A 21,117-nucleotide genomic window follows, 5' to 3' on the forward strand; every position below is an offset into this window, starting at 1 on the left:
TTTACGCCTGCATACAAAAAGGGGCTATCCCGTACGGATAGCCCCTCTTGGTACTTCTACAAGGCCGTTGCTACGCGACCGTATCCACCTCCCTCAACTTCGCCACCAGGCTCTCGATCACCTCTGCATGCTTGAGGATGTCATAGTGGCCAGCTAAGACAGCGTTGCTTTCAGCATAGGCATGGGTCCAGGCAGGGCTCACGCTGCCGCCTGCCCACCAGCACGATGCCAATGCCTGGGTGGCCGGAAGCGGCTCGACCCCTTGCGACAACACCTTCAGCCGCATGGCAACGGTGAATGTATGAGCCAATTCAGCGCTGCCGACTTCGGCAAACGCTGACTGCCCACCCTGCATCGCGCAGACCTCGTCGATCACCTGCTCCAGCATTGCAGTTGCAGTACCGGCTGGCACTGAGCCAATAGCCAGTTGTTCCTTGGGTACGCCCAACACGACACCCAGGAAGCCGCGTAGGTCATCGCTCCAGTCACCTGGCACGTCACTTGGTTCGGCCCCCGGCATGAAGCTGTCGACCAGCCCGAGCAACGATACCTGCTGGCCCTGGCTTTCCAGTTCCTGGGCCACCAGCACGGCCAGCGTCCCCCCCAACGACCAACCCAGCAGGCGGTAAGGCCCTTCGGGCTGCTTCTGGCGGATGTACTGGGCGTAATCGATGGCCATCGACTGAAGCGAATCGTCCACCCAGTCACGGTCGAGCAGCATTCGGCATTGCACACCGTATACGCTGCAGCGCCCCTCCAGGCGTCGGGCCAGTGGTTCATAATCGAACACCGTACCAAAGCCCGCGTGCAGGCAGAACAGGGGGGCCACATCGGGCACCCGGCTGTTGAGCAGCAACAAAGGATCGAGGCTTTCATCGGCGGCGGCATAGCCACTGAGTTCACCGATGGTCGGTTTAGCCATGACGTCCCGCAGTTTCAGCTCTATCGGAATATCATCGCTGGCGCGGACCTTCGACAACATCTTGAGCACCCGCAGCGAGTCACCGCCAAGCTCGAAGAAGTTGTCGTCCACACCCACACTTTGCACGCCCAGCACCTCTTGCCAGATGTTCACCAAGGCCTGCTCCACGGCATTGCGCGGTGCAATCCGCTGCCGCTGTGCTGCAAACTCAGGGGCAGGCAATGCATTGCGATCGATTTTGCCATTAGGTGTGAGCGGCAGCGTCGGCAACAGCACCAACTGCGCAGGCACCATGTAGTCAGGCAGCTCGGCACGAAGCGCCTCACGCAGCTGCGTCGCATCGGTTGCGGCCGTACCGGTGACCACATACCCGACCAGCTGTTTGCCGGCAGCGCCCTCACGCGCCACGACTACGGCATCCCTGACATCGGCCAGGTTACGCAAGCGCGCTTCGATCTCGCCCGGTTCGATACGGAAGCCGCGCACCTTCAACTGGCTGTCCAGTCGCCCAATGAAATCGATCACCCCGTCAGCACGGCGGCGCACGCGGTCCCCCGTCCGATACAGGCGCGAACCTTCGGCGAAGGGGTCGGCCACGAAACGCTCGGCCGTCAGGGCACTGCGCTGGTGGTAACCCCGCGCCACACCCTCGCCCCCGATGTACAGCTCACCCGCGACACCCTCGGGCAGCGGGTTGAGGTCATCATCGAGTACATGCAACGTGCGCTGGCCGACCCGATCACCGATCGGCGCATACACCGCCTCGCAACGCTGCTGTGCCGATACCTTCCACAGCATCGGCGTCACTACCGTTTCTGTAGGCCCATAACCATTGGTCAAGTACTGCGGTTGCAAGGTGCGCTTGACCAATTCGAACAAGGCATCGGGTACCGCATCCCCGCCGAAGCAATAGATGCGTACCGCAGGTGGCGCCTCTGGCTGACTCTCGGCGAACTCGGCCAACTGCTGCAGGTAGGCTGGCGGGAAGCACGCAATATCGATGCTTTGTGCCTGCAGCACCTGCCAGGTTTCTTCCGCGGTCCACAAGCGGTTCTCGCGAACCACCAGGCAACCACCGGAGGACAGGGTGGAAAGCCACCGCTCCTGGGCTCCGTCGAAGGCAAACGACATGAACAGCAACTCGCGCGTGGCCTCGTCCATCTCATACAACTGGGCGATGGCCTGGCAGTGCATGCGGATTTGCCCATGGCTTACCGCCACACCTTTCGGCTTGCCGGTAGAGCCAGAGGTGTAGATCAGGTAAGCGAGGTTGTCTTCCTGTACCTGAAGCTGAGGTGCAGTCGACGGCCGCCGCGACAGCGACAACTGGTCCAGTGCCACCACGTGTTGTACGTCACCCACACGCTCACGCAGGCTGCTGCTGGTCAGCAGCAGGTGCATGTGCGAATCCTCCACGATCCACTGCAAACGTTCCTGCGGGTAGTCAATGTCCAGTGGTACATAGGCCGCGCCGGTTTTCATCACTGCCAGGAAGGCTACGATCGTCTCGACCGAACGCTCCAGCGCAACCCCCACCGTCGCTTCTGGCTGCGCGCCCAGGTCGATCAAATGGTGCGCAAGGCGGTTGGCGCGTTCGTCCAGTTGCGCATACGTCAGTTGCTGCCCAGCACAGATGACAGCCACGGCTTGCGGCCTGGCTACCGCGTGTTGGGCAATGCGCTCAGCCAGCAACGGCAGGCCCTGTTGCTTAGGTTGCAGTTGGTTGCGCTCGCGTGCCTTGAGCGACTGCATCGGCGTGAGCATGTCCAGGCTGCCTATCGCTGCGTTCGGGTTATCCAGTATCCCGGTGAGCAAGCGCTCAAAGCTGCCGCGGATCATGTCCGTTGCCGCATGAGTCAAGCGGTTTCGCAGGTACAGGAACTCGACGGACAAGGTCTCGCCCAGGTGCACGGCGAGGTCCATGGCATAGTTGGTCACGTCACGGCTACTGACTTCACCGAACCGCAGCGTGCCAGCCCCTTCCTCGCGCAGACGCTCATCGACTGGATAGTTCTCGAAGACCACGATGCTGTCGAACAGCGGTTGCCCCGCGCGCCCTGCCCAACGCTGGACGTCAGACAAGGCAGCATGTTCATGGTCTCGCAGTTCCAGGTTGTAGGCCTGAAGCTGACGTACCCACTCAGCGACAACGTGATGAGGTTGTGCTGACTGCACCACTGGCAAGGTATTGATGAACAGCCCGAGCATCTCATCGGCGCCGGCCAAACCTGCTGGCCGCCCAGCTACCGTGGCCCCGAAGCACACCGTAGATTGCCCGGTATAGCGCTGCAAGAGCAACAGCCAAGTGGCCTGAATCAAGGTGTTCGGGGTGACGCGCAGACGCTGTGCCTGTTCGCGTAAACGCGAAGTCTGCTGGCGGTCCCATTTCAGATACAGGGCATCATGGCCAACCTGCTTGGCATCAGGCTGTGGCGCTATGCTGCCCGCCAGCAGCGTCGGGCTTTCCAGCCCTTGCAACTTACTGCTCCAGAACGTCTCGAGCGCGCTTTGCGGCTGCTCGCCCAGCCAACGGATGTAGTCAGCGAAGCGGCCGAGCGGCGCCTTGGCAGCATGACCGTGGTAATGCTGCAGCACCTCGCCCAGCAGGCGTGAGTTGCTCCAGCCATCCATCAGGATGTGATGACGTGTCCAGATCAGGTGCAAGCGTGCGTCTTCGAGCTTGACCAATGTCAACCTCATCAGCGGTGCAGCCATCAGGTCAAAGCCTTCTGCCGCCTCCCTTGCAGCCAGGTCTTGCAATGCCTGGGCGGTATCATCACGGCCGCGCCAGTCAAGCACTTGCACAGGCAGGGTGGCGTGGCGATGGACCACTTGCAGCGGCTGGTCTGCTTTGGCAGACAACCAGAAGCCGGTACGCAGGATGTCATGGCGCGCAATCACATGGTTCCAGGCCGCGATGAAACGCTCGACTTCAAGGCCTTCGACTTCTACTGCGGTCTGGTTGATGTAGAGCGCGGCTTCCGAGCCCTGCAGCGTGTGGAAGAGCATGCCCTGCTGCATCGGGGATAGCGGGTAGAGATCGGCAATGTCCGCAGCTGCAACCGGCAAGCTGTCCAGCTGAGCCTGGGTAAGGCCCGCCAATGGGAAGTCCGAGGGTGTGACACCTCGATGGGACGGTTCGCAGCAGTGGGCCACCAACGCTCTCAACTCATCGGCATACGCGTCCGCCAGCTGCTTGAGTGTCGCCTCGTCGAACCGCTCGCGGCTGAAACTCCAGCTCACCTTCAATTCGCCGCCATACACCTGGCTGTTCACTGTCAGCAAGCTGGGCAATGGCGCGTCTGCGTCCTGGTTAGCACCCGCGTACTCCTTGGCAGGCACGAACAGGCCCGACTCGCCGTCAAAGCTACCGTCGAACTGCCCCAGGTAGTTGAACACGATTTCCCCCTGGGGCAGCGCCGCGAGCACATCACGCGCGTTGTCCCCGCCCAGGTATCGCAGCAGACCATACCCGACCCCTTTATTGGGTACTGCGCGCAATTGCTCCTTGATGGCCTTGATCGAGTCGGACAGGCCAGCGTGAGGGCGCAAGGTGATCGGATACATGCTGGTAAACCAGCCTACCGTGCGGCTCAGGTCGATGCCATCGAACAGGTCTTCCCGACCATGGCCTTCCAGGCGCACCAACACGTCCGGGCGCCCCGTCCAACGGCCCACTACCCTGGCCAGCGCAGTCAGCAGCAAGTCGTTGATCTGTGTGCGATAGGCCACCGGGGCTTGCTGAAGCAGTTGCCGCGTGGTCTCGCGGTCCAATTTGGTGCTGACCGACGCCGCATGTTTGAGCAGGTTTTCGCCTTGCGGGTTGTCACACGGCAGCGCGTCATTGGCGCCCTGCAGTTGTGTTTGCCAGAAGCCCAGCTCGGCCTGCAACTCAGGGCTGGTGGCATGACGCTGTACATGCTCCGCCCAGACTTTGAACGCGCAGGTCTTGGCCGGCAAGCGCAGCGCATTACCGGCCCGCAGTGCTTGGTATGCCTGTTGCAAATCCTCCAACAGCACCCGCCACGACACACCATCCACAACCAGGTGGTGGATCACCAGCAGCACGCGTTGGCTGCCATCGGCGAGGTTAGCCAGCACCGCCCGCACCAGCGGGCCCTGCTCCAGGCTCAAGCTGCGCTGGGCTTCTTCGACAAGAGGCTGAAGGTCGTCTGCATTGACCGCTGAGCGCGTCCACAGTTGATGGGGTAGCGCTTCGCGGAACTCGGCTTGCCAGGCGCCCCCCTTCGACTCGAAGCGCAAGCGCAGTACATCATGGTGCTCGACCAGTGCGAGCAAAGCTGCGTCCAGCGTATCCGAGTCCAGTCGTTCACTCGGTGTCAGCAGTACCGACTGGTTCCAGTGGTGTCGTTGAGGAATATCCGCCTCGAAGAACCAGTGCTGAATCGGTATCAGCGGCGTGACGCCGGTTACCGGCCCTTGATCGATGACAGCACTCGCCGCGCGGCGGGCCACGGCTGCCAGGCCTTGAACTGTTTGAGCCTGGAACAATTCCTTGGGCGTGAACTGGATGTTTTGCAGGCGTGCGCGACTGACCACCTGCAGCGACACGATAGAGTCGCCCCCCAACTCGAAGAAGTTGTCACTCAAGCCGACGCGTTCCAACCTGAGTACATCTGCCCAGATCGCCGCGATCTGCTGCTCCATTTCGGTCTGGGGTTCGATGTATTCGCCTTGCAGCAAACTGACATCCGGTTGCGGCAGGGCCTTGCGGTCCAGCTTGCCGTTCGGTGTTACCGGCAGCGTGCTCAGCAACAGCAGGTGCGTAGGCACCATGTAATCCGGCAGGCCGGCCTTGAGGGCTTCACGCAGGCTGTCGCGCAACGCGCCCTCGTTTTGCGTGCTGTCGGCGGGTACCACATAGCCCACCAACTGTTTACCGCTCGGCCCGTCCTGGGCCAGCACCACCGCTTCCTGCACCGCTGGCAATTCCAGCAGGCGCGCTTCGATTTCACCCAGTTCAATCCGCAACCCGCGGATCTTCACCTGGTGGTCGAGACGCCCGGCGTAGTCGATCACGCCATCGGCGTTGTAACGCGCCAGGTCACCGGTGCGGTACAGGCGCCCGCCGTTGTCGCTGAACGGGTCCGGCACAAAACGCTCGGCCGTCAGCGCCGGGCGCTGGTGATAACCACGGGCCAGGCCTACGCCGCCCAGGTACAGCTCGCCGGCACTGCCGCGTACCGCCGGTTGCAGGCTGCCTTCGAGGATGTGGGTCTTGAGGTTGTCGATCGGCTGGCCGATCGGCACGCTGATGCGTTCGTCCGCGCGGCAGGTCCAGTGGGTGACGTCGATGGCCGCTTCGGTCGGGCCGTACAGGTTGTACAGGCCCGCCCCTGGCAGGCGCTGCAGGGTCTGGCGCGCCAGCTCGGCCGGCAGTGCCTCGCCACTGCACACCACACGCTTGAGGCTGCGGCAGCTTTCCACCGCTTCGTGGGTCATGAACGCCTGCAGCATCGACGGCACGAAGTGCAGCGTGCTGATGGCGTACTGGTTGATGGTGTCGACCAGCAGCTGCGGGTCGCGGTGGGCACCCGGCTGGGCCATGACCAGGCGCGCACCGGTCATCAGCGGCCAGAAGAACTCCCACACCGACACGTCGAAGCTGAACGGGGTTTTCTGCAGCACGCTGTCACTGGCGTCCAGGCCATAGGCTTTCTGCATCCACCACAGGCGGTTGACCAGTGCCTGGTGGCTGTTGCCGGCGCCTTTCGGGCGGCCGGTGGAGCCGGAGGTGTAGATCACGTAGGCAAGGTTCAGCGGCGCCACGTCGATACCTGGGTTGGCATCGCTGTAGCCGGTCAAATCCTCGACATCCAGATCAAGGCTGCGCAGGCCAGCCGGGATCGGCAAGGCATCGCGCAGGTGCGACTGGGTCAGCAGCAAGGCAATGCCGCTGTCTTCGAACATGTAGCTGAGGCGGTCCTGCGGGTACTCCGGGTCCAGCGGCACATAGGCGCCACCGGCTTTGACGATACCCAGCAAGCCGATAACCATCTCCAGGCTGCGCTCCATGGCGATGCCTACCAGCACGTCAGGGCCCACGCCCAGTTCCCGCAGCTTGTGCGCCAGCTGGTTGGCTTTGCCGTTGAGTTCGGCGTAGCTCAGGGTCTGCTCACCAAACATCAACGCCGGGGCGTCCGGGGTGGCGAACACCTGGGCTTCGATCAGTGAGTGGATGCTGCGCTCATTCGGGTACGTCGCGGCGGTGTCGTTCCAGCCTTCGACCATCAACTGCTGCTCTTGCAGGCTCAGCATCGGCAGCTCGCCGACTGCTGCATCCGCATCCGCGACCAGTGCCTGCAGCAAATCCGCAAAGTTGGCCGCCAGGCGGCCAATGGTCTCGTCGCTCCACCGCGTACGGTCGTGGTTGTAGTGCATCGCCAGGCTGCTACCCAGCTCAACCACCAGGGTCAGTGGGTAGTTGGTTTGCTCCTGTACGGCCACGTTGCCAAAGCGCAAGCGCCCGGGCGCGCCTTGTTGCAGCGCCTCGGACACCGGGTAGTTTTCGAACACCAGAATGCTGTCGAACAGCGCGTCACCGCCCTGCCCGGCCCAGCGCTGCACGTCGTACAGCGGGGTGTGCTCGAACTCGCGCAACGCCAGGTTGCAGCCTTGAACCTGGGCGATCCACTCGCCGACACGCTGCTCGGCACGGGGTGCACCAATCACCGGCAGGGTGTTGATGAACAGGCCGATCTGCTCCTCAACGCCTGGCAAATCTGCCGGGCGGCCGGCCACGGTGGCGCCGAAGCAGACACTGGCCTGGCCGGTATAGCGCTGCAACAGCAGCAGCCAGGCCGATTGCACCAGGGTGTTGACGGTGACGCGGTTAGCCCGGGCGAAGGCTTCGATGCGGGCGGTCTGCTCGGCATCGAGGGCCAGGCGATGATCACCGTAGCCGCTGCCGGCATCGCCTGCGCAACCGGCAATGGCCTGGGCCAGGCGCGTCGGCTCGTCGAGCGCGGCCAACTGGGCTTGCCAGAAGGCTTGGGCAACTGCCGTATCCTGACGTTGCAGCCAGGCGATGTAATCCCGATAGTGCGTGGCCTGGAACCCGGTCGTCGGGCCAGCATAACGCTGCAGGACTTCGCCCAGCAGGCGCGACGTGCTCCAGCCATCCATCAAAATATGGTGGTTGGTATAGATCAGGTGGTAACGGTCATCGTCGATACGGACCAGCACCAGGCGCAGTAGCGCCGGCTCATCAAGCGCAAAACCACGCTGACGCTCGTCTTCGGCCAATGCTTGCAGCGCCGCTTCGAGCGCTGGTGCTCCACGCCAGTCGTGCTCGCTGAACGGCAGCGTCACCTGCTTTCGGACCACCTGCATCGCCTGGTCCAGGTCCCCTTCCCAGACAAACCCGGTGCGCAGAATGTCGTGCGCATCCAACGCCGCCTGCCAGGCCTGCTTGAAGCGCAGTACATCCAGCCCCTCGACATCGACGCGCAACTGGTTGATGTAGTTGCCGGCCTGTTGGTCGTAGAGCGTGTGGAACAGCATGCCCTGCTGCATCGGCGACAATGGATAGACATCGGCGATCGAAGCCGCCGCCACGGGCAGGTGGTCCAGCTGTACCTGGCTCAAACGTGCCAGCGGGAAGTCCGACGGGGTGAACCCGCGATGCCCGGGTACGCAGCAATGGGCAATCAACGCCTTGAGTTCTTCAGCGTACTCGTCGGCCAGGCGTTGCACCGTCGACGCATCGAACAACGCACTGCTGAAGGTCCAGCCAAGTTTGAGCTCACCGGCATACACCTGACCGTTGATTGCCAGCAGATTGCTCAGTGGCGCGGCTTGGTCATGGGTATCACCGCTGTACTCTTTAGCGGGAACGAACAGGCCTGCCTCATCGCCGAAGCTGCCGTCGAACTGGCCCAAGTAGTTGAAGACAATCTCACCCTGTGGCAACTGCGCCAGTGCCTGACGCTGTTCGTCACTCCCCAGGAAGCGCAGCACACCATAACCCATGCCTTTTTCAGGCACCGCGCGCAGTTGCTCTTTGATCGCTTTGACCGAATCGGCCATCCCAGCGCTCGGGGTCAATTTCACCGGATAAACACTGGTGAACCATCCAACGGTGCGGGTCAGATCGAGGTCATCGAACACATCCTCCCGTCCATGCCCTTCCAAACGAACTACTACGTCCGGCTGCCCTATCCAGCGGCTAAGCACCCGCGCCAGCGCGGTCAGCAACAAGTCGTTGATCTGCGTGCGATAGGCCGCTGGCGCATCCTGCAAGAGCTGACGGGTGCAGGTTTTATCCAGACGGGTCGTCACCGAGGCGGCATGCCTGACCAGGTTTTCGCCACCCGGATGGTCCACAGGCAACGACGCGCCTCGTGCCGTTTGCAGGCTACCTTGCCAATAGCTGACCTCATGCGCCAGCTCGACGCTGCTGGCATAGGCCTGCAAGCGTTGGGCCCAGGCCTGGAACGAACTGGTCTTGGCCGGCAAGCTCGGCGCTTGGCCGGAGCCCAACGAGGCATAGGCCTGTTGCAAGTCTTCCAGCAATACCCGCCATGAAACACCGTCCACGACCAGGTGGTGGATCACCAGCAGCAACCGCTGGCTACCATCAGGCAGCAACGCGAGCACCGCACGCATTAACGGCCCTTGTTCCAGGTCGAGGCTGCGTTGCGCCTCGTCGACAAGCCCGCGCAGCGCTTCGTCGTCGCGCAGCGTACGGGTCCACAACAACGTTGACGGCGCTGCTGTGCCGAAGCTGGCCGACCAATTGCCACCTGACGGTGCGAACTGCAAACGCAGCGCATCGTGATGCGCAAGCAACGCGTGCAACGCCGCATTCAGTCGATCCGCTTCCAGTGCGGTATTCGGCGTGAGCAGCAACGACTGGTTCCAGTGATGGCGCTCGGGGATATCCGCATCGAAGAAGCGACGCTGGATCGGGGTCAGCTGCATCTCGCCCACGACCAGGCCTTGGTCGATGCTCAAGCCTGCCGACAACCGGGCAACCGATGCCAGCCCCTGTACCGTCTGGTGCTCGAACAACTCCTTGGGCGTGAATTGAATGCCGGCCTGACGTGCCCGGCTGACCACTTGCAAGGAAATGATCGAGTCGCCGCCCAACTCGAAGAAGTTGTCGGCCAGCCCCACCTTGTCCAGTTTCAATACGTCCGCCCAGATCACTGCAATCGTACGCTGCAGGTCCGTTTGCGGTTCGAGGTAGGCCTGCTGTAACAGGCTGGCATCCGCGTGTGGCAGGGCTTTGCGGTCCAGCTTGCCATTCGGCGACAGCGGCAGCTGATCCAGGAACAGCAAGTGTGCAGGCACCATGTATTCAGGCAGTGCGGCCTTGAGTTCGACCCGCAGGGCATCACGCAGCGTCGACTGAGTATCAGAGCCGCCTTGCATCACCGATGGCTCGGTCGGCACCACATAACCCACCAACTGGTGTCCCTGCGGCCCTGGCTGAGCCAATACCACGGCTTGACGCACCCCTGGTAACGCCTGCAGGCGCGCTTCGATTTCACCGAGTTCGATACGGAAACCGCGAATTTTCACCTGATGGTCAATACGCCCGACGTACTCGACGACCCCATCGATGCGGTAGCGCGCCAGGTCACCGGTGCGGTACAGGCGCTCACCCTCCGGGGCTCCAAACGGATCGGGGATGAACCGTTCTGCCGAGAGCTGGGCCTTGCGGTGATAACCGCGTGCCAGGGCTTTACCACCGATGTACAGCTCTCCACAGACGCCAACCGGCACCGGATTGAGGCCCGAGTCGAGGATATGGATCCGCGTATCAGGCAGCGCCTTGCCGATCTCGACGTCGCCCTGCCGAACGCTCAAACGCTCACTGTGAGTCGCATTGATCGTCGCCTCGACCGGGCCGTAACGGTTGTAGATTGCCACGTGCGGCAAGCACTCCAGGGCCCTGTTGAGCAGGTCATGGGTGATGGCCTCGCCACCAGAGAACAAACGCTTCAGGCTATGGCAGTGGGCAACGTGCTCCGCGTCTAGGAAACTTTTGAGCATGGACGGAATGAAGTGCAGCGTCGTGACGCCGTGGGCACGAATCAGGTCGATCAGAAGCGCCGGGTCACGCTGATCACCCTGCCGTGCCAGCAGCACCTTGGCACCACAGGTCAATGGCCAGAGCAGCTCCCACACGGACACGTCAAAGCTGAACGATGTTTTTTGCAGGACCACATCGTGCTCGTTGAGGCCATAGGCGTTCTGCATCCAGAGCAGGCGACCACAGAGTGCTTGCTGATCAACGCCTGCACCTTTCGGTTTGCCGGTCGAGCCAGAGGTGTAAATGACGTAGGCCAGGTTCTGCGCGACGCTGGTTTGCGTCAGGTTCTCGCCTGGGTAACCTGCAAATTCATCGTGTCGGTCGACGACAACGCAGTGCATCCGCGCTGGCACCGGTACGTGCGCAACCGATGATGCCTGCGTCAGCACCAGCTGAACATCACTGTCCTCGAGCATGTAGGCCAAGCGGTCCTGGGGGTAGTCCGGGTCCAGCGGCACATAGGCGCCGCCCGCCTTGAGCACAGCCAGCAACCCCACCACCATCTCCAGGCTGCGCGCCATGGCGATACCGACCAGCACATCAGGGCCTACACCCAGCTCACGCAACCGGCCTGCCAGTTGGTTAGCCCTGAGGTTCAGCTCGGCATAGCTCAACGACTGCCCCTCGAAAAGCACTGCCACGGCATCAGGCGTCTGTGCTACCTGCGCTTCGATCAACTGGCTGACACTCCGCTCATCGGTGCTGACGGCGGCTTGGCAGTTCCAGTCCGAGACCATCAGGCGAGCTGCTTGCGGATCCAGCAGAGGCAGGTCGCCCAGTGCCGTGGTGGCATTGTCGACGAGCGCCTCGAGCAGATTGGCGAAGTGGCTGGCGACCCCTTGGATCGCTTGCGTACTCCACAGCGTTCGATCATGGGTGTAGCGGACGGACAGCACATTGCCGAGCCCGATTGCCACGCTGAGGGGGTAGTTGGTCTGCTCCCGGTTTGCCACCTCCCCAAACTGCAAGCCGGCCGGCGCGCCTTGCTGGAGGGCTTCGGATACCGGATAGCTCTCGAACACCAAGAGGTTGTCGAACAGTGCCTCACCGCCCAGGCCAGCCCAGCGCTGCACCTCGTACAACGGCGTGTGCTCGAACTCACGCAGGGCAAGGTTGCTCGCTTGCACCTGGTTGATCCACTCAGCCACCGTCTGCTCCACGCGAGGGGAACCGATCACAGGCAAGGTGTTGATGAACAAGCCGATCTGTTCCTCCACACCGGGCAGGTCAGCCGGTCGCCCTGCTACCGTAGCGCCGAAGCACACGGTCGATTGCCCCGTATAGCGGTGCAGAAGCAGCATCCACGCAGATTGCATCAGCGTATTGACCGTGACGCGGTTAGCTCGGGCGAACGCTTCGACACGTGCGGTCTGCTCGCGGTCGAAAACCTGGTGGAAGGCTGCGTGACCCGAAGCCTGCTCACCCGGCGCCATGCGTATGGCATGCACCAGACGCGTCGGTTGTTCCAGCGCCGTCAATTGCTCCTTCCAGAAGGTTTCAGCGGCAACCGCATCCTGGCGCTGCAACCACGCGATGTATTCGCGGTAATGCGCGCTCTGGGTCGGCAGTGCCTGACCGGCATAGCGCTGCAGCACTTCCCCCAACAGACGCGACGTACTCCAGCCATCCATCAGGATGTGATGATGCGTGCAGATCAGATGATGACGTTGCTCACCGGTACGCACCAACACCAGACGCAACAAGGGGGCTGCATCCAGCACGAAGCCGCGTTGTCGCTCACGCTCGGCCAACGCGTCCAACGCTTGATCTGCCGTTGGCTGATTGCGCCAATCCTGTTCAGTGAACGGCAGCTCGACGTGCTTGCGTACGATCTGCACCGCGTGGTCCAGGTCTCCCTGCCAGACGAAACCGGTTCGCAAAATATCGTACGCCCCCAGCGCGCCCTGCCAGGCATGCTTGAAGCGCTCCACGTCCAACCCGTCCACGTCTACACGGAGCTGGTTGATGTAGTTGCCGGCCGACTGCTCGTACAGCGTATGGAACAACATGCCCTGCTGCATGGGTGCCAGCGGGTAGATATCGGCGATCTCGGCGGCGGGTACCGGCAGGCTGTCCAGTTCGGCCTGGCTCAAGCGGGCCAGCGGGAAATCCGAAGGCGTGACCCCGCGATTGGCCGCCTGGCAGCAATGGGTGATCAGCGCCTTCAGTTCCTGGGCATACTCATCAGCCAAGCGCTGAATGGTCGACGCGTCGAACAGTTCCCGGCTGAAGGTCCACCCCATTTTCAGCTCGCCCGCATAAACCTTCCCGTTCAGTGCCAACAGGCTGCCCAAGGGTGCCTCTTCGCTTTGATTGGCCCCGCCATCCTCCTTGGCTGGCGTGAAGACGCTGTCTTGCTCCTGGAAACTGCCGTCGAATTGCCCCAGGTAGTTGAAGACAATTTCACCCTGCGGCAGGCTCTCCAGCACCTGCCGGCTGTCATCGCTGCCAAGATAGCGCAGCAGCCCGTATCCAATACCCTTGTTGGGGACTGCCCGCAGTTGCTCCTTGATGACCTTGATCGAGCTGTCGAGTTGCGCCTGAGCGGTCAAGGTCACCGGATAGATGCTGGTGAACCAACCCACGGTGCGCGTCAGGTCCAGGTCGTCGAACACGTCCTCACGGCCATGCCCTTCCAGGCGCACCAGTACGTTAGTCCGCCCGGTCCAACGGGCCACCACACGCGCCAGCGCTGCGAGCAGCAGGTCATTGATCTGGGTGCGGTAGGCCATGGGCGCTTCATGCAAAAGCTTGCGCGTCCACTGTGCATCCAGATGGGTGCTTGCGTAGGCGGCGTGCCTGACCTGGTTACCGCCTTGCAGATGATCACGGGGCAAATCGTCGTCAGCATGCTGCAACTGTGCGTGCCAGTAGCTCAGCTCCTGAGCCAGATCGGCGCTTTTGCCGTACGCCTGCAGCCGTTCGGCCCAAGCCTTGTAGGCGCTGGTCTTGGCAGGCAATTCGACAGGCTGGCCGGCCGAGACTGACAGATAGGCCTGCTGCAGATCCTCAAGCAGTACGCGCCATGACACACCGTCAACGACCAGGTGATGGACCACCAATAGCAGCCGTTGGTCACCATCAGGCAACGTGCCCAGCAATACCCGCATCAAGGGGCCACCGAGCGTGAAACTGCGCTGCGCATCACTGGCCGCGCGCAAAAGCGCGTCCATGTCGCTGAACGAGCGATGCCACAGCACGTCCTGGGTATCGACATCGTTGAACGTGCCTTGCCAACGTCCGCCTGCCTGATCAAAACCCAGGCGCAGCGCGTCGTGGTGCTGCAGCACGTGTTGCAGTGCGGCACTCAGATGCTGCGGGTCGATGCTTACGCTGGGTGCCAGCAGTACCGACTGGTTCCAGTGCTCAGGCTGGGGCATCGCCTGATCGAAGAACCAGTGCTGAACAGGTGTCAGCGGCGAGGTGCCGGTGACTGCGCCTTGGTCGATGACAACGTTATCGGCACACCGCGCAACCGATGCCAAGCCTTGTACGGTCTGGAATTGGAACAATTGCTTGGGCGTGAACTGGATGCCTGCCTGGCGCGCACGGCTGACAACCTGCAAGGAAATGATCGAGTCGCCACCCAACTCGAAGAAGTTATCGGTCAGCCCGACCTTTTCCAGTTTCAGCACACCCGCCCAGACCGCAGCAATACTGCGTTCCAGTTCGGTACGAGGCTCAAGGTACTGGGCTTGGAACACGCTGATATCGGGCTGCGGAAGCGCCTTGCGATCCAGCTTGCCATTGGGCGTCAGCGGCAACGCTTTGAGGAACACAAGCTGCGCCGGGACCATGTACTCCGGCAGGCTTTGCTTGAGCTGGCCACGCAACGCATCACGCAGCGCTGACTGCTGCTCGAGTGTGTGCATCACGGCATCATCGGCCGGTACCACATAGCCCACCAATTGCTTGCCACTTGGGCCATCCTGAGCCAACAGGACCGCTTCGCGGACGGCCTCCTGGGCCTGCAGCCGCGCCTCGATCTCACCCAGTTCGATACGGAAGCCACGAATCTTCACCTGGTGATCGATGCGACCGGCATACTCGATCAACCCGTCTTCCTGGTAGCGGGCGAGGTCGCCGGTACGGTACATCCTGCCGCCGCCCTGCTCATCGAACGGGTCGGGAATGAAGCGTTCGGCTGTCAGGCCTGGGCGGCCGAGATAACCCCGTGCCAACCCCGCACCGGCCATGTACAGCTCGCCGTTAACACCTACCGGTACCGGCATTACCGCTTCACTCAGCAGATAAACCGCACTGTTGGCGATCGGCCGGCCAATGTTGGCTTTGCCATTGGCGCAACGCAGGGTAAAGGTGGAGTAGGTCGTGTCCTCGGAAGGGCCGTACAGGTCATAAACCTGTTGCACATGCCCGGTCGCGTACAAATCGTCGACCAGCGACTGCTTCAGCGCTTCCCCGGCAAGGTTGATGGTGCGAACGGTTGCCGGCAGGGCATCGGTCTCAAGCAGCATCTTGATTGCCGAAGGTACGGTGTTGACGAGGCGTACGCGGTCTTTGGCCGCCAGGTGTGGCAGCTCCAGCGCGTTGGCAGCAAGCACCGCGTAGCCTCCGGCCGACAGCGTGACGAACAGCTCCCACACCGACAGGTCGAAACAGATCGAGGTCGAGGCCAGCACACCGCACAGGTCCTCTTGGCTGTAAACCGTCAGTGCCCAACCAATCAGCGCCGTTACGTTGCGGTGCTCGATCAGAACACCCTTGGGTTTGCCTGTGGACCCAGAGGTATAGATGCTGTAGGCCAAATTGCCCGGTTCGGTCAGGCAGACCGGATCGGTTACCGGGTATGCCTGCAACGACAACTGATCCAGCAACAAGGTCCTGGCATGGAACTCCTCAGGCATGCGCGCAAGCAGGTGCGACTGGGACAACAGCAAGACCGACTCGCTGTCCTCGAGCATGTACTCGATACGGTCCTGCGGGTATTCAGGATCGAGCGGCACATAGGCGCCACCCGCCTTGAGTATCGCCAGTAGGCCAACCACCATTTCAGGGCTGCGCTCCATAGCGATGCCCACCAGCACATCCGGGCCTACCCCCTGCTCACGAAGCCTGTGCGCCAACTGGTTGGCCCGTTCGTTCAGCGTTGCATAACTCAACACCTGTTCGCCAAACAACAAGGCCGGGGCGTCGGGTGACACACGCACCTGAGCTTCGAACAATTGGTGCATGGCTTTATCGGCAGGGTAATCCGCTTGCGTGCTGTTCCAGTCGCTGATGACGCGTTGCTGCTCTTGCGGGCTCAGCATCGACAAGCCTGCAACAGGCTGGTGCGGCTGCCCTGCGATGCTGACGAGCAAGTTGAGCCAGTGCCCTGCCATGCGCTCAATGGTGGCCGCGTCGAACAGATCGGTCGCATACGTCAACGCCGCGCTGATACCCGCTTCGTGCTCGAACGTGTCCAGTGCGAGGTCGAACTTGGCCACATGGCTCTCAGCCGCCAACTCCTCCATCAGCAGGCCAGGCAGGTTGCGCCCTTCGCTTTTTTTGGTCTCGGTCTGGTGGTTGTACATCACCTGGAACAACGGGCTGTGGCTGAGGCTGCGCTCCGGCTGCAAAGCTTCGACCAGTTGTTCGAAAGGCAAATCCTGATGCGCCTGCGCGCCCAAAGCACGCTGCCTGACTTGCTCCAGCAGCTCGGTAAAGGTGATGCTCAGGTCGAACTCGGCACGCAGCACCTGGGTATTGACGAAGAAGCCCGCCAGGCGCTCCGTCTCGGCACGGTTGCGGTTTGCGATCGGAACGCCCACGCGGATATCCGCCTGCCCTGAGTAGCGGTGCAGCAGCGTTTGAAAGCTGGCGAGCAGCAGCATGAACGGTGTCACGCCCTGCTGCTGCGCCAATTGCTTGAGCGAACCGACCAGTTCCCCGTCCAAAGGGATTTCCAACCGTGCGCCCTGTTGGCTGTGGACCGCCGGGCGAGGACGATCAGTCGGCAACTCCAGCACCGGTTGCTCATCACCCAACTGTGCTTTCCAGTAGGTAAGTTGCCGGTCCTGTTCACCTGCCTGCATCCAGGCCCGCTGCCAAATGGCGTAGTCGGCGTACTGGATCGGCAACGCCGGCAACTGCACGTCGCGGCCTTGGCTGAACCCTTCATAAAGCTTGACCAGGTCTTGCACCATCACCGGCAAGGACCACCCGTCAGCCACGATGTGGTGCAACGTCAGTGTGAGCACGTGCTCTTGCGCCCCCAACTGCAACAGCCTGGCCCGCATCAGTGGCCCATGTTCCAGGTCGAAGGGCAGCTGGGCCTCAGCTTCAAGGCAGGCTCGAACAGAAGTCGCGGAGGCCTCGACAGGCTCCACGACCAGCGCGAACGGCATGTGCGGATGAAGGACCTGTACCGCCTGTTCACCCTCCAGCCGGAAGGTGGTACGCAGCGTTTCGTGGCGGGCGATCAACGACTCGAAACTGCGCTGCAAAGCGCTGATGTCCAGTGCACCGGTGAACTTCAAGGCAGCAGGAATGTTATAGGCAGAACTTTGCGGCTCCAGCTGCCAAAGGAACCATTGCCTTTGCTGAGCAAAGGAAAGCGGTATCGGGTCGACACCGCCACGGCTCTGCGGAATCGGTAACTGCGCAAGGCTCATGCCCTTCGATGCGAGCTTTTCAAGAAAGAGCTTGCGCTGCGGCAGGGGCAGGCCAATGAAGCGTTTTACCAGTTCCAAGTTTCTGTTGTCCGTTTGCATCTCAAACTGCCTCAAGCTCGCTCATGAAGTCCTGGAGGTCATCCAGGTCTGCATCGGTATTGGAATTCAAGCCACTGATCATGGCTGCGTATGCCTGCAGGTTTTGGGCCTGGAACAGCAAGGCGAGCGGCAAGTTGATGCCCAGCTCAACCTGCAGGCGAGCCATCACCTGGGTCGCCAGCAAGGAGTGGCCACCCAGTTCAAAGAAGTTGTCGTAAAGGCCCACCTTGTCCAGCTTCAGCACATCGGCCCAGACCACTGCGATCCGTTGCTCCAATGCACTTTGTGGCGCCGTGAACTGGCCCTGCAGCAGGCTGGCGTCCGGTTGCGGCAGCGCCTTGCGGTCCAGCTTGCCGTTGCCGGTCAGCGGCAAGCTGGCGAGGAACAGCACCTGAGTCGGCACCATGTATTCCGGCAGGCTTGCCTTGAGCGCTTCGCGCAGGGAAGCCCGCAGCACAACCTGGCCTTCGAGGCTGTCCAGGACCGCGCTGTCGACAGGTACCACATACCCCACCAACTGTTTGCCATGCTGGCCATCCTGGGCAACCACCACCCCCTGGCGCACTGCGCCCTGCTCCTGAAGGCGTGCTTCGATCTCACCCAACTCGATACGGAAACCACGAATCTTCACCTGGTGATCGATGCGCCCCAGGTACTCGATCACGCCATCACCGCCATAGCGGGCCAAGTCTCCCGAGCGGTACAGGCGGCCACCGTGGCTATCGAATGGGTTCGGTACGAAACGCTCTGCAGTCAACGCCGGGCGACCGTGATAGCCACGTGCCAGGCCCTCCTGGCCAATCATCAGCTCACCCTGGCTACCGGGCACGATCGTGTTCAAGGCGCCGTCCAGCAGGTACCAGCTCAGGTCAGGAATCACCTCGCCAATCGGGCTGCTGCCAACCTGTTTGAGGTCATCCCGGCGGATTGGCCGATAGGTCACATGCACCGTGGTCTCGGTGATGCCATACATGTTGATCAGGCGCGGCTGGTGGTCACCGAAAACGTCGAACCAGGGCTTGAGGCTGCTCACATCCAACGCCTCACCGCCAAACACCACATGCCGCAGTGCCAGCAGGTTGCCAGCCTGCGCTGCGTTGCAGGCCAGCGGGATCAGTTGCTGAAACGCCGAGGGCGTCTGGTTCAGGACTGTGACCTGCTCGCTGACCAACAACGCATGGAAATCCTGCGGTGAACGCGCCACATCCCTCGGCACAATGACCGCCTTGCCGCCATACAGCAGCGCGCCGTACAGCTCCCACACGGAAAAGTCGAACGCGTAGGAGTGGAACACCGTCCATACGTCGCTGGCATCGAACCGGAACCAGTCCTGGGTCGCCGCGAACAAGCGCACCACGTTTTGGTGCGCCAGCAGCGCACCCTTGGGTTTGCCCGTGGAACCCGAGGTGTAGATCACATACGCCAGGTTCTGCGGTGATACCACGTGATCAAGGTTTGCCTCGCTGTAGTCGGCCAGCGCCCTATCGTCCAGGTTCACGGTCTGCATGCCTGGCGTAATCGGCAAGGCATCGCGCACGTGGCTTTGGGTCACCAACAAGCCGATGCCACTGTCCTCGAACAGGTAGGCAAGGCGATCCTGGGGGTATTCCGGGTCCAGCGGCACATAAGCGCCGCCCGCCTTGAGGATGCCGAGCAGGCCGACGACCATGTCCAGGCTGCGCTCCACGGCAAGCCCCACCAGTACGTCGGGCCCGACACCCAGTTCGCACAGTTTGTGCGCCAAGCGGTTGGCGCGGCGGTTCAATTCGCCGTAGCTCAGTGTCTGGCCGGCAAAACTCAAGGCGGGTGAATCCGGCGACAACGCGACCTGGGCTTCGATCAACTGATGAAGCGTGTGCTCGCTGGGGAATTTCGCCGGGTTGCGGTTCCAGTCCTGAATGATTCGGGCCTGCTCTTGTTCTGCCAGCAGAGGCAGATCGACAACGCGCTGCTGTGGTTCGTGAACAATCCCCTGCAGCAGGTTCAGCCAGTGCCGGGCCATGTGTTCGATAGTCTTAGCCTCGAACAGGTCAGTGGCATAGGTCAGCGCAGCACTGATGCCTTGCTCATGCTCGAAGGTGTCCAGGGTCAGGTCGAACTTGGCCGTGTGGCTGTCCCAGGCCAATTCTTCCATCTCCAGCCCCTGCAGACGGCGGCGCTCGCCCTTGGCCTGGGTCTGGTGGTTGTACATCACCTGGAACAAAGGGCTGTGACTGAGGTTGCGCTCGGTCTGCAGGGCCTCTACCAGTTGCTCGAACGGCAGGTCCTGGTGCGCCTGAGCACCCAGCACACGTTGCTTGACCTGTTGCAGCAGCGCAGTAAAGGTCATCTGCAGGTCGAATTCTGCGCGCAGCACTTGAGTGTTGACGAAGAAGCCGATCAGCCGCTCGGTCTCGACCCGATTACGGTTGGCGACGGGCACACCGACACGGATATCGCACTGCCCGCTGTAGCGGTGCAGCAATGCCTGGAAGCTGGCCAACAACACCATGAAGGGCGTGGCGCCCTGTTGCTGGGCCAACTGCTTCAGCGCGCCAGCCAGCGTGCTGTCGATCGCCACAGTAACGCGGGCGCCGTGGTAGCTGCTGGTCGTGGGCCGCGGCCGGTCGGTGGGCAGCGCCAGCACGGGCTGTTCGTCACCCAGTTGTTCGGTCCAGTAGGCGAGCTGTCGCGCCTGCTCGCCGGCCTCCATCCAGTTTCGCTGCCAGATGGCGTAGTCGGCATACTGCACCGGCAGCACAGGCAGGTCCACCGCCTGCCCTTGGCTGTAGCCTTGGTAGAGCTGCACCAGTTCATTGATCATCAGCGGCATCGACCAGCCGTCAGATACGATGTGGTGCAGGGTCAGCACCAGTACCTGCTCGCCCGGCATCAGCCCCAGTAACTTCACCCGCAACAGCGGGCCCGTTTGCAGGTCGAAGGGCAGATGGGCTTCGCGCTCGACGTGACGACGCACGCTGGCGTCATCGGCCTGCTCCAGCTGTTCGAACATCAATTCGAAGGGGGTGTGCGCATGGACCACTTGTATGGCCTGCTCGCCTTCCAGGCGGAAGGTGGTGCGCAATGTCTCGTGACGGGCGATCAACGCCTCGAAGCTGCGCTGCAGGGCAGCAGTGTCCAACTGCCCTTTGAAGCGCAAGACGGACGAGAGGTTGTACGCGGTACTCACCTCCCCCAGTTGTGACAGTATCCACAGCCGCTGCTGGGCATAGGACAGCAGTACCGGCTCTTCTGGATCCCTCGGGAAGATCGGCGTGACCCCATACAGGTTGACGCCTTGTTTCTTGAGCAAGGCTGCCAACGCCTTACGTTTTTGGGTGGACAACGATACGACCGTATCGAGCAGCTCTTGCACAGGGAATCTCCTAAGAAATCAGCTCTTCAATTTCCTCCGTAGGTAGACGATTGAGCACTGGCAAGGA

Annotated in this window: 2 protein-coding genes; both read right to left on the reverse strand. The window is 61.9% G+C overall.

Features of this window, described 5'->3' with window-relative positions:
• Positions 1-70 precede the first annotated feature (70 nt).
• On the reverse strand, positions 71-17,674 hold the full coding sequence (locus tag HU764_RS19215) for a non-ribosomal peptide synthase/polyketide synthase (protein WP_217835011.1): 17,604 nt from the start codon (positions 17,672-17,674) through the stop codon (positions 71-73).
• 22 nt (positions 17,675-17,696) lie between these two features.
• On the reverse strand, positions 17,697-21,050 hold the full coding sequence (locus tag HU764_RS19220) for a non-ribosomal peptide synthetase (protein ID WP_186683343.1): 3,354 nt from the start codon (positions 21,048-21,050) through the stop codon (positions 17,697-17,699).
• Positions 21,051-21,117: the final 67 nt, after the last annotated feature.

This window comes from Pseudomonas kermanshahensis (genome assembly GCF_014269205.2).
In the GTDB taxonomy this organism is placed as follows: Bacteria; Pseudomonadota; Gammaproteobacteria; order Pseudomonadales; family Pseudomonadaceae; genus Aquipseudomonas; species Aquipseudomonas kermanshahensis.